The organism is Bradyrhizobium cytisi, assembly GCF_008123515.1.
Classification (GTDB): domain Bacteria; phylum Pseudomonadota; class Alphaproteobacteria; order Rhizobiales; family Xanthobacteraceae; genus Bradyrhizobium; species Bradyrhizobium cytisi.
On record NZ_VSSR01000016.1, the window covers coordinates 300,289 to 315,604 of the forward strand.

The 15,316-nt window shown below is 60.8% G+C and carries 13 protein-coding genes; 4 read left to right on the forward strand and 9 right to left on the reverse strand.

The window, feature by feature from the left end; translation table 11 throughout:
- Positions 1–268: 268 nt before the first annotated feature.
- Positions 269–562 (reverse strand): hypothetical protein, encoded by a 294-nt coding sequence (locus FXB38_RS44825; RefSeq protein ID WP_430640167.1) that lies wholly within the window; start codon positions 560–562, stop codon positions 269–271.
- Positions 563–1,451: 889 nt separating this feature from the next.
- On the opposite strand from FXB38_RS44825, the gene FXB38_RS10555 reads away from it, so the two are divergent.
- On the forward strand, positions 1,452–1,661 hold the full coding sequence (locus FXB38_RS10555; RefSeq protein ID WP_148750781.1) for a hypothetical protein: 210 nt from the start codon (positions 1,452–1,454) through the stop codon (positions 1,659–1,661).
- Positions 1,662–1,870: 209 nt separating this feature from the next.
- Here FXB38_RS10555 and groL read toward each other — a convergent pair whose 3' ends face one another.
- Positions 1,871–3,520: a chaperonin GroEL gene (groL, locus tag FXB38_RS10560; protein ID WP_148750782.1), complete on the reverse strand. Its 1,650-nt coding sequence runs from the start codon at positions 3,518–3,520 to the stop codon at positions 1,871–1,873.
- 35 nt (positions 3,521–3,555) lie between these two features.
- The gene (locus FXB38_RS10565; RefSeq protein WP_148750783.1) at positions 3,556–3,873 is read right to left on the reverse strand and encodes a co-chaperone GroES; all 318 of its coding nucleotides are present in this window, start codon (positions 3,871–3,873) and stop codon (positions 3,556–3,558) included.
- A gap of 259 nt (positions 3,874–4,132) precedes the next feature.
- Between FXB38_RS10565 and FXB38_RS10570 the strand changes: the two genes are divergently transcribed.
- A complete protein-coding gene (locus FXB38_RS10570) occupies positions 4,133–4,417 on the forward strand; it encodes an usg protein (protein WP_148750784.1) in 285 nt (94 codons plus the stop codon).
- 60 nt (positions 4,418–4,477) lie between these two features.
- Here the strand turns inward: FXB38_RS10570 and FXB38_RS10575 are convergent, their stop codons facing one another.
- Together FXB38_RS10575 and FXB38_RS10580 are read right to left on the reverse strand one after the other, a co-directional pair.
- A complete protein-coding gene (locus tag FXB38_RS10575) occupies positions 4,478–6,619 on the reverse strand; it encodes a ParB/RepB/Spo0J family partition protein (protein WP_148750785.1) in 2,142 nt (713 codons plus the stop codon).
- Positions 6,620–6,788: 169 nt separating this feature from the next.
- Positions 6,789–7,985, reverse strand: coding sequence for a DUF932 domain-containing protein (locus tag FXB38_RS10580; RefSeq protein ID WP_148750786.1), 1,197 nt, complete (start codon positions 7,983–7,985; stop codon positions 6,789–6,791).
- 302 nt (positions 7,986–8,287) lie between these two features.
- Here FXB38_RS10580 and FXB38_RS10585 point away from each other — a divergent pair, with 302 nt between their 5' ends.
- Both FXB38_RS10585 and FXB38_RS10590 read left to right on the forward strand, forming a co-directional pair.
- Complete coding sequence (locus tag FXB38_RS10585; protein ID WP_148750787.1) at positions 8,288–8,860, forward strand: hypothetical protein; 573 nt, start codon at positions 8,288–8,290, stop codon at positions 8,858–8,860.
- Between the two features lie 99 nt (positions 8,861–8,959).
- Entirely contained in the window at positions 8,960–9,217 is a 258-nt protein-coding gene (locus tag FXB38_RS10590) for a hypothetical protein (RefSeq protein WP_148750788.1), read from the forward strand.
- Positions 9,218–9,232: 15 nt separating this feature from the next.
- Here the strand turns inward: FXB38_RS10590 and FXB38_RS10595 are convergent, their stop codons facing one another.
- The 4 genes from FXB38_RS10595 to FXB38_RS10610 form a co-directional block, all read right to left on the reverse strand.
- Complete coding sequence (locus FXB38_RS10595; protein ID WP_148750789.1) at positions 9,233–10,750, reverse strand: ATP-dependent helicase; 1,518 nt, start codon at positions 10,748–10,750, stop codon at positions 9,233–9,235.
- On the reverse strand, positions 10,747–12,516 hold the full coding sequence (locus FXB38_RS10600; protein ID WP_148750790.1) for an ATP-dependent nuclease: 1,770 nt from the start codon (positions 12,514–12,516) through the stop codon (positions 10,747–10,749). Before FXB38_RS10600 ends, FXB38_RS10595 begins: the two co-directional genes overlap by 4 nt.
- Positions 12,513–13,895: a Fic family protein gene (locus tag FXB38_RS10605; RefSeq protein ID WP_148750791.1), complete on the reverse strand. Its 1,383-nt coding sequence runs from the start codon at positions 13,893–13,895 to the stop codon at positions 12,513–12,515. Before FXB38_RS10605 ends, FXB38_RS10600 begins: the two co-directional genes overlap by 4 nt.
- Before the next feature lie 517 nt (positions 13,896–14,412).
- On the reverse strand, positions 14,413–14,901 hold the full coding sequence (locus FXB38_RS10610; protein WP_148750792.1) for a hypothetical protein: 489 nt from the start codon (positions 14,899–14,901) through the stop codon (positions 14,413–14,415).
- Positions 14,902–15,316: the final 415 nt, after the last annotated feature.

The window sequence follows — 15,316 nt, forward strand, 5'->3', positions numbered from 1 at the left end:
CTTATGGAGAAGCGGGAACGGGCGAGCCGGCCGGCGCTCTCTCTGACCGCACCGGCTCAAACCCGTCCCGGCCGACCTCTCCCTCTCAGCATCAAGGCCGTGCCCGACATGAGAAACGGCGCCCCACCGGGTGGCGGCGCGCCGTGCACAGAGCGTTCGTCAGTATCCGAACTGCCAAGATGGCTAGGCTTGGCGGTCGTCAGCGTCGGCGACCGCTTCCGCGAGGTGGCTCACATCGCCCCTTCGACGACGGTGACGATGTATTTCGTCATGACACAGCTCCCTGGATCGGATCGTTTTCGCCCGCGAGAATGGCCTCGGCCTTCGCGATGGCGGCGTCCGCCCGTCGGCGCCAAAGCTCGACATCCGCTGAGCTTTCCTCCGGGGCGTGGGCGAGTATCTTGAGCAGACCGAGCAGCAACTCGAAATGGTCGGCCTTGCGCTGGACCTGCTCGTCAAAACGTGAGGGAAACGGCAGGGGCCGGCCGATATCCGCCGTAAAATAAGAAAAAATGGCGCACCGATAGGATTCGAACGTGTGACCTTCGCCTTCGGAGGGCAACGCTCTATCCAGCTGAGCTACGGGTGCGTCTGCCGCCTCATTTAGCCGATTGGCCTCCTATCGGCAACGGCCTTGCGGGGGCTGTTTTGGGGTGGAGCAAGGCTCCGAAGGCACAGGTCAGGCGTTCGAATCGTGTCGGGTGCGCCAGAAAAGCATGTGCCGGAGGTGCCGGGACGGTGGCGGACAAAACTCTTCGAGCGGAGGGGAGGTTTTCGACCCGTCGGGAGACCCGGCGTTCTGATTGAACGGGCATACCACGGCCTTGCTTTTAATTATTTCCGCTTTGCGGACTTGACGGGACTTGCTGCTGGCTCGACCCAGTGGATCCCACTGCAATCCTCACTGCCCGCGCATCGTTCAGGAGTTGCTCTAGATTTCCCGATCTGTTGACATAGCCAGACCGTAGTGGGTTTGATTGTGGCGGACTTCCGGGCTGGAAAAGGGGCCGGGCGGAGCGCATATTCGTTGGATGGCAAATGCCCCTCGCTCGCACCTACTTGAAGTGAAACTAGCCGCCGTGAACCCAACGCGGTGGGAGTGGCAAGTCTGCGAAAGTGATGCTCCGATAATGTCTGGCTATGCGACATCGCGCGAAACGGCCCAAGTCGAGGGTGATAGCGCCCTATTCCTGTTGCTTAGGTCGAAGATATGACCCATCAGCTTAACGCCGATTGCGTGAGGCGTATGAACAACCGGTTGCGTGGCTGGAATCCAGTTCCTGATGATTACAAAAAGAAGTAGCCCCCCACCCGCATTAACCAAGCGATTTCTTTTGGGGGCATTTTTCTAACTGACCCACTACCAGCCAAACGGGTGCTTGCCTGTTCGCCCTCTATCCGACGGCAGAATCAAAGGGCCTCTGAGCAAAATATGCCTATAAGGAAAAACAATGTCAGTTGATAAGGCTAAAGACACTCCGCCGAAAAAACCGATCACCGAGAACAAAATTGTCGAAGCCAAGCCGGAATCCTCTACCAAGACGGAAAACAAACCGGACGCTACACCAAAAAAGCAAGGTATGGGCGAGGGTCAGAAGCCGGTATCCAAAGCCTACAAGGACAACTGGAACGACATTTTTGGAAAGAAGAAAAAGCGATAGCGCTGTGGTCTACTGCAGAGGGCCTATTCAGCCGCGGCAGTTTTGCGGCAGCCCCTGGGCTCCTGGGTCGTCTTCCAGAACGCTCTTGAACTGGTCCCAAATTGATCCGTTTCGTCTTCGAGTCGTTCTAATGATTGAAAGCATCCCAACGTAAAAGGCCCGGCATTTTTGCCGGGCCTTTCTTATTGTTGAGCTTTGAACGGTTGGACTTAGAAGTCCATTCCGCCCATTCCGCCCATTCCGCCGCCGCCCGCAGGCATGCCGCCGCCTGCGTTCTTCTTCGGCACTTCGGCCACCATGGCCTCGGTGGTAATCAGCAGCGCTGCCACTGAGGCCGCGTTCTGGATGGCTACGCGAACAACCTTGGTAGGGTCGATGATGCCCTTGGTGATCAAGTTGACGTATTCGCCAGTCTGCGAGTCGAAGCCGTAGGAGTATTGGTCCTTCTCAAGTATCTTGCCAACGATGACGGAACCGTCCTCGCCAGCGTTGATCGCGATCTGGCGCGCCGGCCAGGACAGCGCCTTCCGCACGATCTCGACGCCGGTCTTCTGGTCGTCGTTCTTGGTGCGAAGCCCCTTGAGGTGCTGGGAGGCACGCAGCAGGGCGACGCCGCCGCCCGGCACAATGCCTTCTTCAACCGCCGCACGGGTCGCATGCATCGCGTCATCCACGCGATCCTTGCGCTCCTTGACTTCCGTTTCAGTCGCGCCGCCGACGCGGATCACCGCGACGCCGCCTGCGAGCTTAGCCAGACGCTCCTGCAGCTTCTCGCGGTCGTAGTCCGAGGTGGTTTCCTCGATCTGCGCCTTGATCTGCTGCACGCGCGCCTCGATGTCAGCCTTCTTGCCGGCGCCGCTGACGATCGTGGTGTTTTCCTTGTCGATCATCACCTTCTTGGCGCGACCGAGCATGGCGAGCGTGACGTTCTCCATCTTGATGCCGAGATCTTCCGAGATCGCCTGACCGCCGGTCAGAACCGCGATGTCCTGCAGCATGGCCTTGCGGCGATCGCCGAAGCCCGGCGCCTTGACGGCCGCGACCTTCAGGCCACCGCGCAGACGGTTGACGACGAGGGTGGCGAGGGCTTCGCCTTCGACGTCTTCCGCGATAATCACGAGCGGCTTGCCGCTCTGCACTACGGCTTCCAGCAGCGGAAGCAGTTCATTCAATTGAGAGAGCTTCTTTTCGTTGATGAGGACATAGGCATCTTCCATTTCAACGCGCATCTTGTCGGCGTTGGTGACGAAGTAGGGCGAGATGTAGCCACGGTCGAACTGCATGCCTTCGACGACCTCGAGTTCGGTCTCGAGCGACTTGGCTTCTTCAACCGTGATGACGCCCTCGTTGCCGACCTTCTTCATGGCGTCGGAGAGGAACTTGCCGATTTCGGCATCGCCGTTGGCGGAGATGGTGCCGACCTGGGCGATTTCCTCGTTCGAGGTGACCTTCTTGGAGTTCTTGACGAGGTCGGCGACCACGGCTTCCACCGCCAGGTCGATACCGCGCTTCAGATCCATCGGGTTCATGCCGGCGGCGACCGACTTCGCGCCTTCCCTAATTATGGCGGCGGCCAGCACGGTCGCGGTGGTGGTGCCGTCGCCGGCCGCATCGGCCGACTTGGAAGCGACTTCGCGCACCATCTGCGCGCCCATGTTCTCGAACTTGTCCTCAAGCTCGATTTCCTTGGCGACGGTGACGCCGTCCTTGGTGATGCGGGGAGCGCCGAACGACTTGTCGAGCACGACGTTGCGGCCCTTGGGGCCGAGCGTGACCTTTACCGCGTTGTTGAGAATGTCGACGCCGCGCAGCATCTTGTCCCGCGCCTCAACGCCGAACTTAACTTCTTTACTAGCCATGATGTATTTCCTTGAAATGTTGTCGGATTAGGCGCTCAAGCAGCCTTCTTCTTGGCGGCGGGCATGTCGGTGAGAACGCCCATGATGTCGCTCTCCTTCATGATCAGCAGGTCCTCGCCATCGAGCTTGACCTCGGTGCCGGACCACTTGCCGAACAACACACGGTCGCCGACCTTGAGATCGATCGGGATCAGCTTGCCAGATTCGTCGCGGCCGCCCGGACCAACCGCGGTGATTTCGCCCTGCGAGGGCTTTTCCTTGGCACTGTCCGGAATGATGATGCCGCCAGCGGTTTTATCTTCGGCATCGATGCGCTTGACCACGACGCGATCGTGCAGCGGACGGAATTTCATGCGATCCTCCTTGTTTTGCATATTAATTTTGGATTGGCAGTCGCAAGTAGCGAGTGCTAGTCACCTGTATAAGCCTGTAAGAGTGAGATACAAGGGCGCCGACCAAAGACGTTAGCCGTTAGCTGCCGGAAATGGGTTGCGACATCGCTAGCAGGCAAAGGCCGATGCTGCTACCGCGTTGAATATAGTCACCTATTGAACGTTTCGAGATTCGCGGAGTTGACAGCCTGCATCGCTTTTAAGGCGGCTGGAGGTTGAGATGGTCTCGAAAGGTAACGTTTCAAACGACTTTCGTAAGCAAGTCCTAGGCTACGGGCTGACGACGGCGGAAATAGTTTACAGACGTCCAGATCGTCACTGGTTGCTACAAACATACGTTTGGCAGGACTACGATATGTTTCCCGACTTTCCGGCGCTGAAGGATTTCCTTACTTTCTGGGAGACAACGTTCGATGGTCCGCTGTTCGCAGTTTCCGTGGCTCATTCAAAGCTAATCAAGCCAGCCGAATTGCACGCCATCGACGGTGTCATTCGATTGCATTGACGCAAATGTGAATGGCAGTGAATAGACGCGGGACGGCCGAAGCCGCCCCGCGTAGTCGAGTTATTCGGCCGCGATCATGTGAGGCTCGTCCGCTTCATCGGCCGGAGCTTCCTCGCCGTCTCCGGCGAGGAATTCCGGCAGCGTCTCGCAATCGCCCTCGGGCTCCACGGCGTCGGCGGTTGCCGCCTGGTCGACGTCGGCCATCCGCAGTGGCTCGGGCAGCCAGCCGGTCTCAGCCAGGAGGCGTTCGGCCTCCTTGGCCATGTCGCCCTTCTTCAGATGATCGATGAGCTGGGCCGCCCGCTCACCGGCGCCTTCGCGCAGAGCCTCGAGGATGCGGCGCTTCGGGACCCGGCCGAGATAGTTCTCGACGGTGGGACGCCAGCCGGCTTCCACCATGTCGAGATCGACGGCGCTAGCAATGCGATCGGCGTCGGCGATGCGCTGCTCGACTGTGTGCGGCGTGGCGCCGCCGCCGTATCGGTCGCCCTTCTCGTAGAGCGCGTTCACGCCGAATGAGGCGCAGTGCGCAAAGAGCGTTGCCTGCTCGTCGCCGGTGAGGCCGGTGAGCCAATCCCAAAGGTCGGCCTTGTCCTTCGGCAGGCGCTCCTCCCAGGTCTTGTGGCGCGCGTCGATCGCCTTGGCCGCCGGCCTGTCCTTCAGCCCCTGCGCCTGCACCGGGAAGCTGGCGCTGCGCACGGAGACCTCCATCGCCGTCCCGTTGGAGGAGTAGCGGGAGAAGACGTCCATGCAGAATTTGTGCAGCACCGCCTGGAAAGCGACCGAAGGCGTGATCGCCAGCTTGTCGCGCAGCGCCAGCGTCCGCTCCGCCGTGAGCTCGGTCAGCAGGCGGTCCGGCAGCGGCTTCACCGCATCATCATCCTCGTCCTCGGGCTCCGCGACTTGGCCGCCGATAATGACGGCGCGCTGGATAGCCGGTGCTGATGGTTCGGCGCCGTCCAGGGCCGCGGCAGCGGGTTCGCCGTCGCTGTTCTGCTCTGGCTCGGTCACGCGCACTTCGTCCTCGGGACGGACGTAGCCGCGATCAACCAAGAGCGTGCCTTCGGCATCGATGCCGACGAACACACCCGCTTGAGCGATGTCGGCCGGCTGATAGGTGATGGGTCGATCGTCGAAGGCGGCGAGAGCGGTCTCAATTTCGCCAAGTCGCTGGTCAACCTCGTCGGGCAGCTCGTCCACACCGTCATGCTCGGCTTCGAGCCTGGCATATTCGGCCTTGAGCGCCTCGATGGTCGCCTGCTCTTCGGCGGTGAGAGCGGCGGGCACACCATCCAGCTCTCGCAAGCCACGGTTATGGCCGTAGGGGAAGTCGATCGCGACCTCGATCCACTTCCAGCCTTCGGCGGCGATCGTTTCCGCCTCTTGCCTCAGCTTTTCAGCAACCAAGCTGTCGAGCAGAGCGACGTCCTCAAGCCAGCCGCCGTCGTCGGACTGAAATAGGTCGCGCAGCACCACGCCACCGGCCGCCTCGTAGGCGTCGAGACCAGCGAACACGGCGCGGCGGTCGGAGGCGCGCAGCGTCTTCTCCGTCAACATGCGGCGGATCTGATAGGGCTCCTTCTGACAAGAGCCGGAGATCGCCTGCCAGACCTGCTCCTGACGGTTATGATCCGGCGTGACGGTGAAGGCCATCAACTGCTCGAGCGACATGCCGTCGTCGGCATAGACGTCGAGCAGCGCGGGCGAAACCGAGGCGAGGCGCAGGCGCTGCTTCACCACGTTGACCGAGGTGAAAAAGCCAGCCGCGATGTCCTCCTCGGTCCGGCCCTTCTCGCGCAGAGCCTGGAAGGCGCGGAATTGGTCAAGCGGGTGGAGCGGCGCGCGCTGGATATTCTCGGCCAGCGAGTCGTCCTCGGCGAGAATGGTGGTCGCGGGATCGCGCACAACACAAGGCACCGGCGCGGTCTTGGCCAGGCGCTTCTGCTTCACCAGCAACTCCAGCGCACGGTAGCGGCGTCCGCCGGCCGGAATCTCGAACATGCCGGTCTCGGCGCCTTCGGCGTCGAGGACCGGCCGGACGTTGAGGCTTTGGAGCAAAGTGCGCCGGGCGATGTCCTCGGCCAGCTCCTCGATGGAGACGCCGGCCTTCACACGCCGAACATTCGACTGGCTGAGCACAAGCTTATTGAAGGGGATGTCGCGCGAGGACGACAGGGTGATCTTCTGAACGGCAGTAGCCATAGGTGATACTCCACGACGGGCGGCCCAAAGACTCTCTCTGGGACCTCCAACCCGTCACAAAGCGCAGCGCCGCCCTCTTCCTCTGAGGGCAACGCCGCAAACCGGATCAGGAAAAATGGAAAGCCACGAACCCGAGAAGCACCGTTCCGCATCTCCGGCTTTCCGGATATCAGGCTGCGCGGTCGAGCAGCTTCTTCGCGCGCACCTCCAGATCGAGCCGCGCGTCCTGATGGGTCTTGCCCCGCGCAACCGCTGTGATGCCTTGCACGAAATCGAACACGCTCTCGGGCTTACGCCCTTCCTCCGATAACACTCTTTCGATGATCTTCGCTGTCTCGGCCTTCGAGAAGCCGCGCTTGCGGAGAAACTCGCTGCGGTCGTCGTCGGTGCGGGCAACGATCATTTCTCGCGCGGCTCTAATGCCGTTGACGAAGGGCTTCGACGAGGAGTTGGCAAAGCTGGCGAGTGCCGGCGCCGCCTCCTGCGCAAAGCGTGAGGCGGCGTATTTGGAGTGACGAATGGTGACCTCCTCGAAATCCTCGACGCCCCAGAGATTGCGGTTCTGGCAGACGGCGCGGAGATAGAAGCTCGCCATCCCGAGCGTCTTGGCACCCACCTCGGAATTCCAGCAGTAGAAGCCGCGAAAGTAGAGGTCCGGCGAGCCATCACGCAGCCGGCCGGCCTCGATCGGGTTAAGGTCGTCGACCAGGAACAGGAAGACGTCGCGGTCGGAAGCGTAGAGCGTCGTCGTATCCTGGCTGATGTCGACGTGCGGGTGATAGACTCCGGTCGACCAATCGAGCACACCCGGGACCTTCCAGCGTGTATCGCCCGTGCCGTTGCCGGCGATTTGCTGAACGGCCGCGACGAGTTCGTCGTCAAAGATGCGCCCGTATTCGGGGCCCGTAACGGCGCGAAGCTCGACGCGACCGTCTTCGATCTCGAGCGTCTTCACCTGCTCGGCGGAACGGGAGGTCAAGCCGTATTGCAGGTTGATGCCGGCCAGCGGCGCTGGAAGCTGACGGAGGTAAGCCGCCGGCGCTCCGACCAGGCCGGCGAGTTGGCCGAAACTCCAGTGGGTCGGTGCGATCGGCTCCTCGGAGCCGGGCAGCGTTAGCGTCAGGCGCTCGACATCGTCGCGGCTGGCCTCAACTCGGATCGCAGCGCTCTCGACCGTTCGGGTGCGGCTTCGCTCGGTCCGTCCACGCACAGCGGCATAGAGGTCCGACAACGACAGATAGCGTTCGTCCGCTGGCCGCGAGAACCATTCCGACGATACGCGGCCGACGCGCGTGCCGCGGGTTACGTCCACCTTGTAGCCGCCGACGTGGTCGCGGCCATCGCTCAGAACTTCGACTTGGGTCATGGGTCATCTCCATGACGGGCGCCGGAGGCCTCTCCTCCAGCCCTTAGCCCGTCACGGAAACCCGGCTCCACTCTCACTCTCGGGGCGCTGCGGGGTGTCCCCGCTGATGGGGTGTACCGGCGACCCTGGCGTCGGTCAGGGGGAAGGCCTTCCCCCGACAAACTCACTTCGAAGTGGCGGCCGCCGCCTCACAACAATCATCTCATTGACTTCCAATCATCAGGGCCGCGTATTCCAATTTACTAGTGCCGACCAGTCACGGACATTCATGAAGAGGCGCTGCGGTTGCACTGGAGATAGGCATGAACCCTTGGCCTCAAATCCCGGAAGATGTGGTGATGTGGTTCCGGACTATTTTCTCCGAAGCTAACCGGCGTGTATCCGAACGGCTAGTCAATCTACCCAACGTGCGGGAGACCTCGCTGGATGATGGTCTAATCGAGGCGCTGATCCCCGAGACTGCCCCAACGTTGCTGCCGTCGGGAGCTATTGTGCGCATGGACACGCACAACATCGGCGGCTTGCGGCGGATTGGCCGGCCGCATTGGGACCTTCCTCTTGGACGTCGATGGGAGACGGCGGATATCGCAGTTCTCGTGTTTATCTATCGGCACGAGACACTAATCGCTAAGAAGATTGGATTGCTTCAATCTAAGCGATTGTATCCGGACAACAACGACGTAGACGATGAAGATGAGGTCGGATTCCTCTATGGGATGAATGCGTTCATCCGGCGGGAAAACGCCCAAGCTATTGGAGCTCTCCATCGTGAATTTTCGTTCGGCGAAAGCTGCGTCTATGGAGCCATCCACTCAGGTAGTGATCGGGTGAAATCGATCGATACATTGAATCGCGATTTTGGAAAGGCAGTGTAAGTGTACTACCTATTATATAACCCACATAAGGTACCCTTTTCGATCAGCTATCCCTTGCGAGAGCGTATTCGGATCGATCAGCCAGCCGTCGGCTGCCGCGTGTTCGACGCGGATCATGTTCACCAGGCCCTTGCGGAGCTAAACGAGGGCGAAGCGCCGACCTATGAGATGGTGAAGCGCATCGGCGCGGCGAGTGATTGGCCGCTGGAGACCTGGGCGGCCGACCTGCTTCTTACTTGTCAGGTTGGTCAGCAGTTTGATGCCTCTCGGGACGACCGCGTTCGCTATTTTCTTGAACGCCGGTCTGGTCCGATCGGTGCGGCGCTTGCGGTATCGATTACGCTGCCAGAAGGCTGATTGCCGATAGAACCGTTAGAGCTGGAAAAGCGGGCTCGGATCGGCCCGCGAGACCACAAGCATCAATCGCTCTTTGGCTCTGCTGATAGCAACATAGAGAAGACACCGGGCATCCTCGCGGTCAGGAAAGGTGGTGGAGTCACACGGCATCACCACGACGTTGCCGCATTCGAGGCCCTTGGCCTTATGGATGGTGCTAATAGCAGCGTCGGGTGGCTTGGGCCGTCCGTAAGTGCGGCGGTGTGTTATCTCGGCTAAGCCTGCTTCGAGATCCTCGAAGTTGCCGAGCCTGACCGCTTCCCAGAACTCCCTGCTGTGATCCATCTCGATATCGGCGAAATCGGCGTCGCCCTGTTTCAGTTCCGCCAAGCGCGCGAGAAGCTTGGCGACGCCCCGATGATCGGGCTCGGCCAAGAGGAAGCGGGCAAGCTCCTGAATCGTGGCGGGCTTGCCTCGACTCCTTGTCGTACAGCCTTCGCGCACTTCCTTTTCGAACCGATCGCCGAACGCCGAAGGGCTGAAGCCTTTGCCGATATCATTCATGAACGTGACGACAGCGGCGGCAAGCTTGGGGCAGTCGGCGTTGCCTGCAGTAATTGCATCAACCAGCTTCTCAAGGGCCGAACGCGTATGGCCTTCCCATAGCGGGAGCCGGCGGTTGAAGAAGGCGCGCAATGAGCGTGCCGTCTCATTATACCGCGTGAGGACGAGCAGCGACGCATGGGATCGCGTGAATGCGTCGATGACTCGCCGGTCGGTCGGAGCGAGCTGATACTCCATGTTCCTGCGGGCCTGGTTCTCTGCAACAACCACCGATACGCTGGCAGGCAGATTATTGCGAAGATCGATCTTTCCGCCGTTTTTGAGCGCCGTCCGGGCGAGGAGGGTCCAGCGCCCAAGGTCGGGGCAGCCGCTCCGCCAGCGATGCGGCGTGTCGAGCTCCTCGAACGCATGGACCTGTTTCGTGAGAGCGACCCAATCCTGTGCCGGAGTCGAGCCGGCCAGAGGCGTTTCCTTGAAGATGCGTTGCACGGGGTCGGCGAAGACTCGCAATCTCGCGCCTTGATCGAGCATGGCCATACCGAGCGCATGCTGGTCGCCGCTGCAATCCTGATGCTCATCGCAGATGACGACAGGGTAGCGCTTGGCCAGAGCCGTGGCGATCATCGGGTGCCGCTTGAGCAATGCCGCAACGCGAAGTGCGACATGTCGATAGCCATCGGGCGTCCGCCTGGCCCAGGTCGGCACGTCTGCCGGAAGTCCGAGGCCGAGATGATAAGCGGTCGCGATATGCGCGATGAGGCTGTCGATCGTGCGGATTTCGACGCGGCTGCCGCTGCCCCGGGTGCGCTCGGCGAACACCGAGCAGGCCGCGTGTGTATGCGTTAAAATCAGAAGGCGGTTGGAGCGATCAGCGGCGACATCGCGGGCGTAGTCGGCGCCCTGGTGTGTCTTGCCGCAGCCGGCCGGCGCTTCGACCAGCACCAGCGGTGCGTCGGACCTTAACGCCGTGTGGACCGACGCGTCGCTCATCCGTCCAGATCCGCAATCTCGGTGAGACCGATGGCTGTGCGAACGGCGTTGCAGAACGGAAGGAGCTGCGGTTTCAGCGCCGGCCAGAGCGCGAGGCTGAAGAGCTTTCCGGCGAGTTCACGTCCGCCGTCGACCGATTTGAACCACCGGCCGGCATGCGCTTTGTACTCGTTTTTATCGCTTTCCTGGCCGGTGGGCACAGTGCCGAGAGCGGCCTCGACTATGCGGGCCTTGAAATCGGCGCCGGCCTTCGCCTTGAGCGCCGCAAAATCCTTGTCGGCGATGCCGATGCGATCGGCCAGAGTGCGTAAGCGAATGCCAGTTTTCTCGCCGGTGGGGTCGGTGATGAACGCTTCCAGCTTATCCTCGGGGACGACGGCAATGATGTTTTCTTCGATGCAGAGCGACGGCCAGCGGAAGAGTAAGCCGCCGAGCTTCGTGTGAAGCTTGGCCCAGCGTGTGGGATGTTTGCCCTCGTCGTCGGCGAAGCCCCCGAACTGCAGGCCGCCGGCCGCGAGGGCTTCAAGGATGCCGAGCGTCGCCTCATGCCCGCCCCCATCGCTGACATGCACGCCATGTTGCTCGAGCACGGAGCCGAACGCGCGCTCAAGGACGGCCGTGGTAAATCCGAGTTCGGTCGCGCCTTCTGCTACGATGGCGAGGCGGGACAGGAAGGCTTCCGGATCGGTCTTGCGGTGCTTCGCGATCTTAGTTGCGTCGAGCGGCCCGATTTGGCCGGTATGATCCACGTACCAGATCAAGGAAGTCGCGGCGGCCGAGATGGCGGCCGGGCTGTGGGTGGTCAGAAACACCTGCGACGAGCCGGTTTGGAGTTTCTCGATCAGCGTCCGCTGCCGGTAGGGTTCGAGCCCGCGCTCCACCTCGTCGACGAGCGTGATCGGCGCATCGCCCTGGTTCTGCTCGGCGATGGCGAGCGCTGACAATCGGCGGGTTCCGGCTCCCCAACTCGCAAGGGGCAATTGGATGCCGGAGCGATCCGCGGTGAGGCCGATCATTGACGCGATCGACGCACCTTGCCCGCCAGTGATCGCAAGATCGAGGCCGGCAGGCAGGCTTTCTCTCTGGAACGCGGTATCGAGATTCTTGAGCTTAGCCTGTGCTTCGGTGGTCAGCTCGTTCTTGACGTCGTTTCTCGCCAACTCGCTCGCCATGCGGGAGCGTAGGCCTTTGTCGGAGAGTAGCCGATCCAGTGCAGAACCCTGGACTAGCCTAAGATCGCGGTCGTTGCGATCATCGCCGCTCAGGCGGACGAGGCCGATCGCGCGTCGCAGCGCGACGGGAAAGCTATCGGTAGAACCGTCTGGCTGGACGATCTCATAAGCCAGCTCGAGGTCTTCGGTGCCGCGCACACGAACTCGGTAGACCGGTTCACCGGCGAGCTTGCCGTCGTGCTCCAGGGCAGGAACGGCTGCTTCTTCGCCGGTCCATTCCCAAGGCCAAGAGGGTTTCATCTGACCGCTCATTCCGGCGCCGGCCGGCAGGGACAGAACAGCCTCGATGGAGAACCCGGCTTCGATATCCCGGTCGTGATAGTCGGGATCGGAGAGCGTTGTTGGATTGACGGGGCTAAGGAGAAGCGCGATTGCTTCGAGGATCGTGGTCTTGCCGACGTCGCCGCCGCCGAGAATGACATTCACGCCGCGCGATGGCTTCCACTTGAGAGAGGTGATGCCGCGAAAGCGCTCGATGGTGAGAGTGTAGATCGCTGCGGCCGGCAGTTTGGCTGGCGGTGCGGTATCGGTCATCTGGCCTCCCAGACTTGTCGCCAGGCTGCGAATTCCGAGGGACGGATTCGATAGCGAGCGAAATTGCCCTCATGCAGGCCTATCAGTTCGGCTTCGACGATCTCGGCGAAACGCTCTCGATCGCTGGGATCGATCTCTTTCTTTGACCAAGTCGCTATTCTTGCTGCAGCGTCCTTCCGACCTACGCGCGCCCGGACAAGTTCGGCGATGAGCTCGCGAAACTGTTCGCGGTAGCGAAGCCGGAAGGGATCGGGTTCGCCGAGGGATTGGCGAACGGCGGCATAGCGAGCGGCCGAGCGCTGATAGGCCCAGATGAAGACGTCCTTGAGAAGGTCGATATTGTTCAGCTCGTAAACGCCGAGCACGGCTTCCGTATATGTCTGCCGGGGCACATCGGCGAACGACAGCGGCGTTAAATTGCGCTTGATGAGCGGGATGTTGGCGGCGAGGCGCGACACGCGCTTGTTCACGTCGTCGAAGGGCTGCAGATATGGAAGCTGCACCATCACGAAGAACGCTTGTTCGAAGGGGTCGCTGATCGCGGCAGCGGTGGCCAGGATCTGATCGAAGCTTTCCTCAATGAGCTGCGGCACCTCCAGCGGATGGAAGGCGGAGCGTTCGATGCCGACGGCGATGTAGCGCAGCCTGCCGGCCGCGGAGGGATCGGCGAGGAGGTTGTTGGCGAGGAGTGCGTGGAGATTGAGGAAGGTGTAGCGGTTGAAGCCGATTTCGTCAGCGGCGCCGACCAGGAATTCGATCGCGTCCTTGTGGTTCAGGATCATCTGCGCCTCGAGATGCGCGCGGCCAACGGCCTCTTCGCCCAGCTCGATGAGGCGCTTGGTGTCGAGGAGCGAGTACGTGTTGCCTTCCAGACGGCTCGAATTCCAGGCGAGATCGATCAACAGCCTGCTGAGGATCTGTTTGGCGTAGGTGCCCGCAGGCTGTTCCGCGATCTGCGGGCGGCCAATGGCCGCTAGATGCGCGCGGTCCTGCTCGGTCAAGTAGAAGGAAGCGTTCGGTCGATAGCGGTCGAGGAATTTTCGATCGTAGCCGACTGGCTTGCGAGCCTCCGGCGCCTGACGGACATAGTCGCGAATCGATGTAGCCGCTTCAGAGAGCGGAATGACAGGTTCGTTGGCATCTTCCCGCGCTGCCGCGTCGATGGCCGCATCGGGCATCCGGTATCGTGCCCACCGCCCTTCGCCGTCCATGATGATGCGATTTCGGGTGACGAGGTGTTTGAGGCGATATTGGAGGGTGCGCGGCGGGACGGGAGTCGCCAGGGCGCGCAGAATCTCCGGCGCCGACACGCCGTTGGGGTCGCGCCGCACGGCATCCTCAATAGCGGCCAGTGCTTCTTCTGGGATCTGCTTCGCCAAAGCGGCCTTTCCTGCGCGTAGAATCTAGGCGCAAGAATGGCCGATCTAGGCGCAGGAATCAAGGCTAGGCGCAAGAATGAAGTCTAGGCGCAACGATGGTTGCGCCTAGAAGCGGTTTAGGTGCCCTTGGCCTTTTTGCCGAACGGCTTGAGAAAGCCAGCCTTGATACGGACGTTTTCGGGCCTATTCCGCCGGGACAGAACCGGCACAAACACCGTTGCCTGAGGTCATCGAGCGGCTTCGGATGTTCGGCCATGAGACCTCCAGGCTTTGCTGCAAGCCTTGCAGCGACTTCGCAGGTCCAAACGCGCCACGCATGGATTTCATTGCGGCCCTTTGTGACGTTCCTCATGGCCCGATTTGTGAGCAGCTTGGCGGGAGATTCGTAACGGCCGTTTGGCCATTACCCGACCCGGCGCAGTTCAACGGACCGATGTCTGAGCGAACGACCCTTCTCAACGAGCTTTACGCGATGATCCGAAGGCGTATCGAGGTCTTCACTGCCCTGCCAATTGCATCACTCGACCGAGCCACGCTGAAGTCTCCACTTGACGAAATCGGTGACACGACGCGTCTCATGCTCTGACTTAGTGGTCGGCAGATTTGGTGGCCGGGGAGTGTCGGGTCCGGTTCCGTCACAGACAACAGCGGTGTGTGACGAGCTCCGCGCCCTTTCCAGCAAGAGGTTTCGAAGATGCGCCGCCTCGTCTAGCTCTTGGGCCAGCAGTCGCTTCAGCTCGACGTTCCGCTCCTCGAGAGCCTGCAGCCGCTGGCTGTCCAGGATGCACTCTTCGGTCAATCGCGCTTCATGCCGGACCAACTCCGGCAGCGAAATTGTGTTCATGCCGAGCTGATCGACGGAAGATCGTAGATTTTCGTTCTCATCCTCGTCGAACGACCCTGATCGCGGCATGGGCGCTACTCTTTTCACATGTCTACATTCATCGACAACTAAAGCTAGAAACACCATCAATAACTGCGGCAACTTATAGCTGTGCGAATCCAAGTCGACAGTCCCATTTGGGATATGTGTTTCTCATTAATTTCTAGTTCGTTTCGTACAGCTGAGCTTTCGGCGCGTTTGCTCGTTCGATTTGCACGCTTGTTCGGCGACATTTGATTGCGATCGACCCAAAAGTGAAACTCGACTTGTCACGAGAAAGGAAAGCGCTCAACTTACAATTTCGTGCCTGCATATATCAGGCGACGTTCCCTACTTTCGCGCCGAATTTCATTGCGGTGGGCGCTTAGAACACGGGTATTCTGATTTGACGCGTCTGCCCAGCCCTCCAACTCGGTTCCGGAATCTCGATAACTAAAGGAAAGTTGGCCGAGACTAACGCATCGAGGGCGATGTTCCTCGTACAGGCGTCTTTCGATAGATTGGCGATCAAGCCCGGCTAGTACCTCTGCACAGTGAT

Excerpts from the sequence above, each read along its gene's own strand:
- FXB38_RS10555 (WP_148750781.1), top strand. The coding sequence starts at position 1,452 with ATGTCAGTTGATAAGGCTAAAGACACTCCGCCGAAAAAACCGATCACC.
- groL (WP_148750782.1), bottom strand. The coding sequence starts at position 3,520 with ATGGCTAGTAAAGAAGTTAAGTTCGGCGTTGAGGCGCGGGACAAGATG.
- FXB38_RS10565 (WP_148750783.1), bottom strand. The coding sequence starts at position 3,873 with ATGAAATTCCGTCCGCTGCACGATCGCGTCGTGGTCAAGCGCATCGAT.
- FXB38_RS10570 (WP_148750784.1), top strand. The coding sequence starts at position 4,133 with ATGGTCTCGAAAGGTAACGTTTCAAACGACTTTCGTAAGCAAGTCCTA.
- FXB38_RS10575 (WP_148750785.1), bottom strand. The coding sequence starts at position 6,619 with ATGGCTACTGCCGTTCAGAAGATCACCCTGTCGTCCTCGCGCGACATC.
- FXB38_RS10580 (WP_148750786.1), bottom strand. The coding sequence starts at position 7,985 with ATGACCCAAGTCGAAGTTCTGAGCGATGGCCGCGACCACGTCGGCGGC.
- FXB38_RS10585 (WP_148750787.1), top strand. The coding sequence starts at position 8,288 with ATGAACCCTTGGCCTCAAATCCCGGAAGATGTGGTGATGTGGTTCCGG.
- FXB38_RS10595 (WP_148750789.1), bottom strand. The coding sequence starts at position 10,750 with ATGAGCGACGCGTCGGTCCACACGGCGTTAAGGTCCGACGCACCGCTG.
- FXB38_RS10600 (WP_148750790.1), bottom strand. The coding sequence starts at position 12,516 with ATGACCGATACCGCACCGCCAGCCAAACTGCCGGCCGCAGCGATCTAC.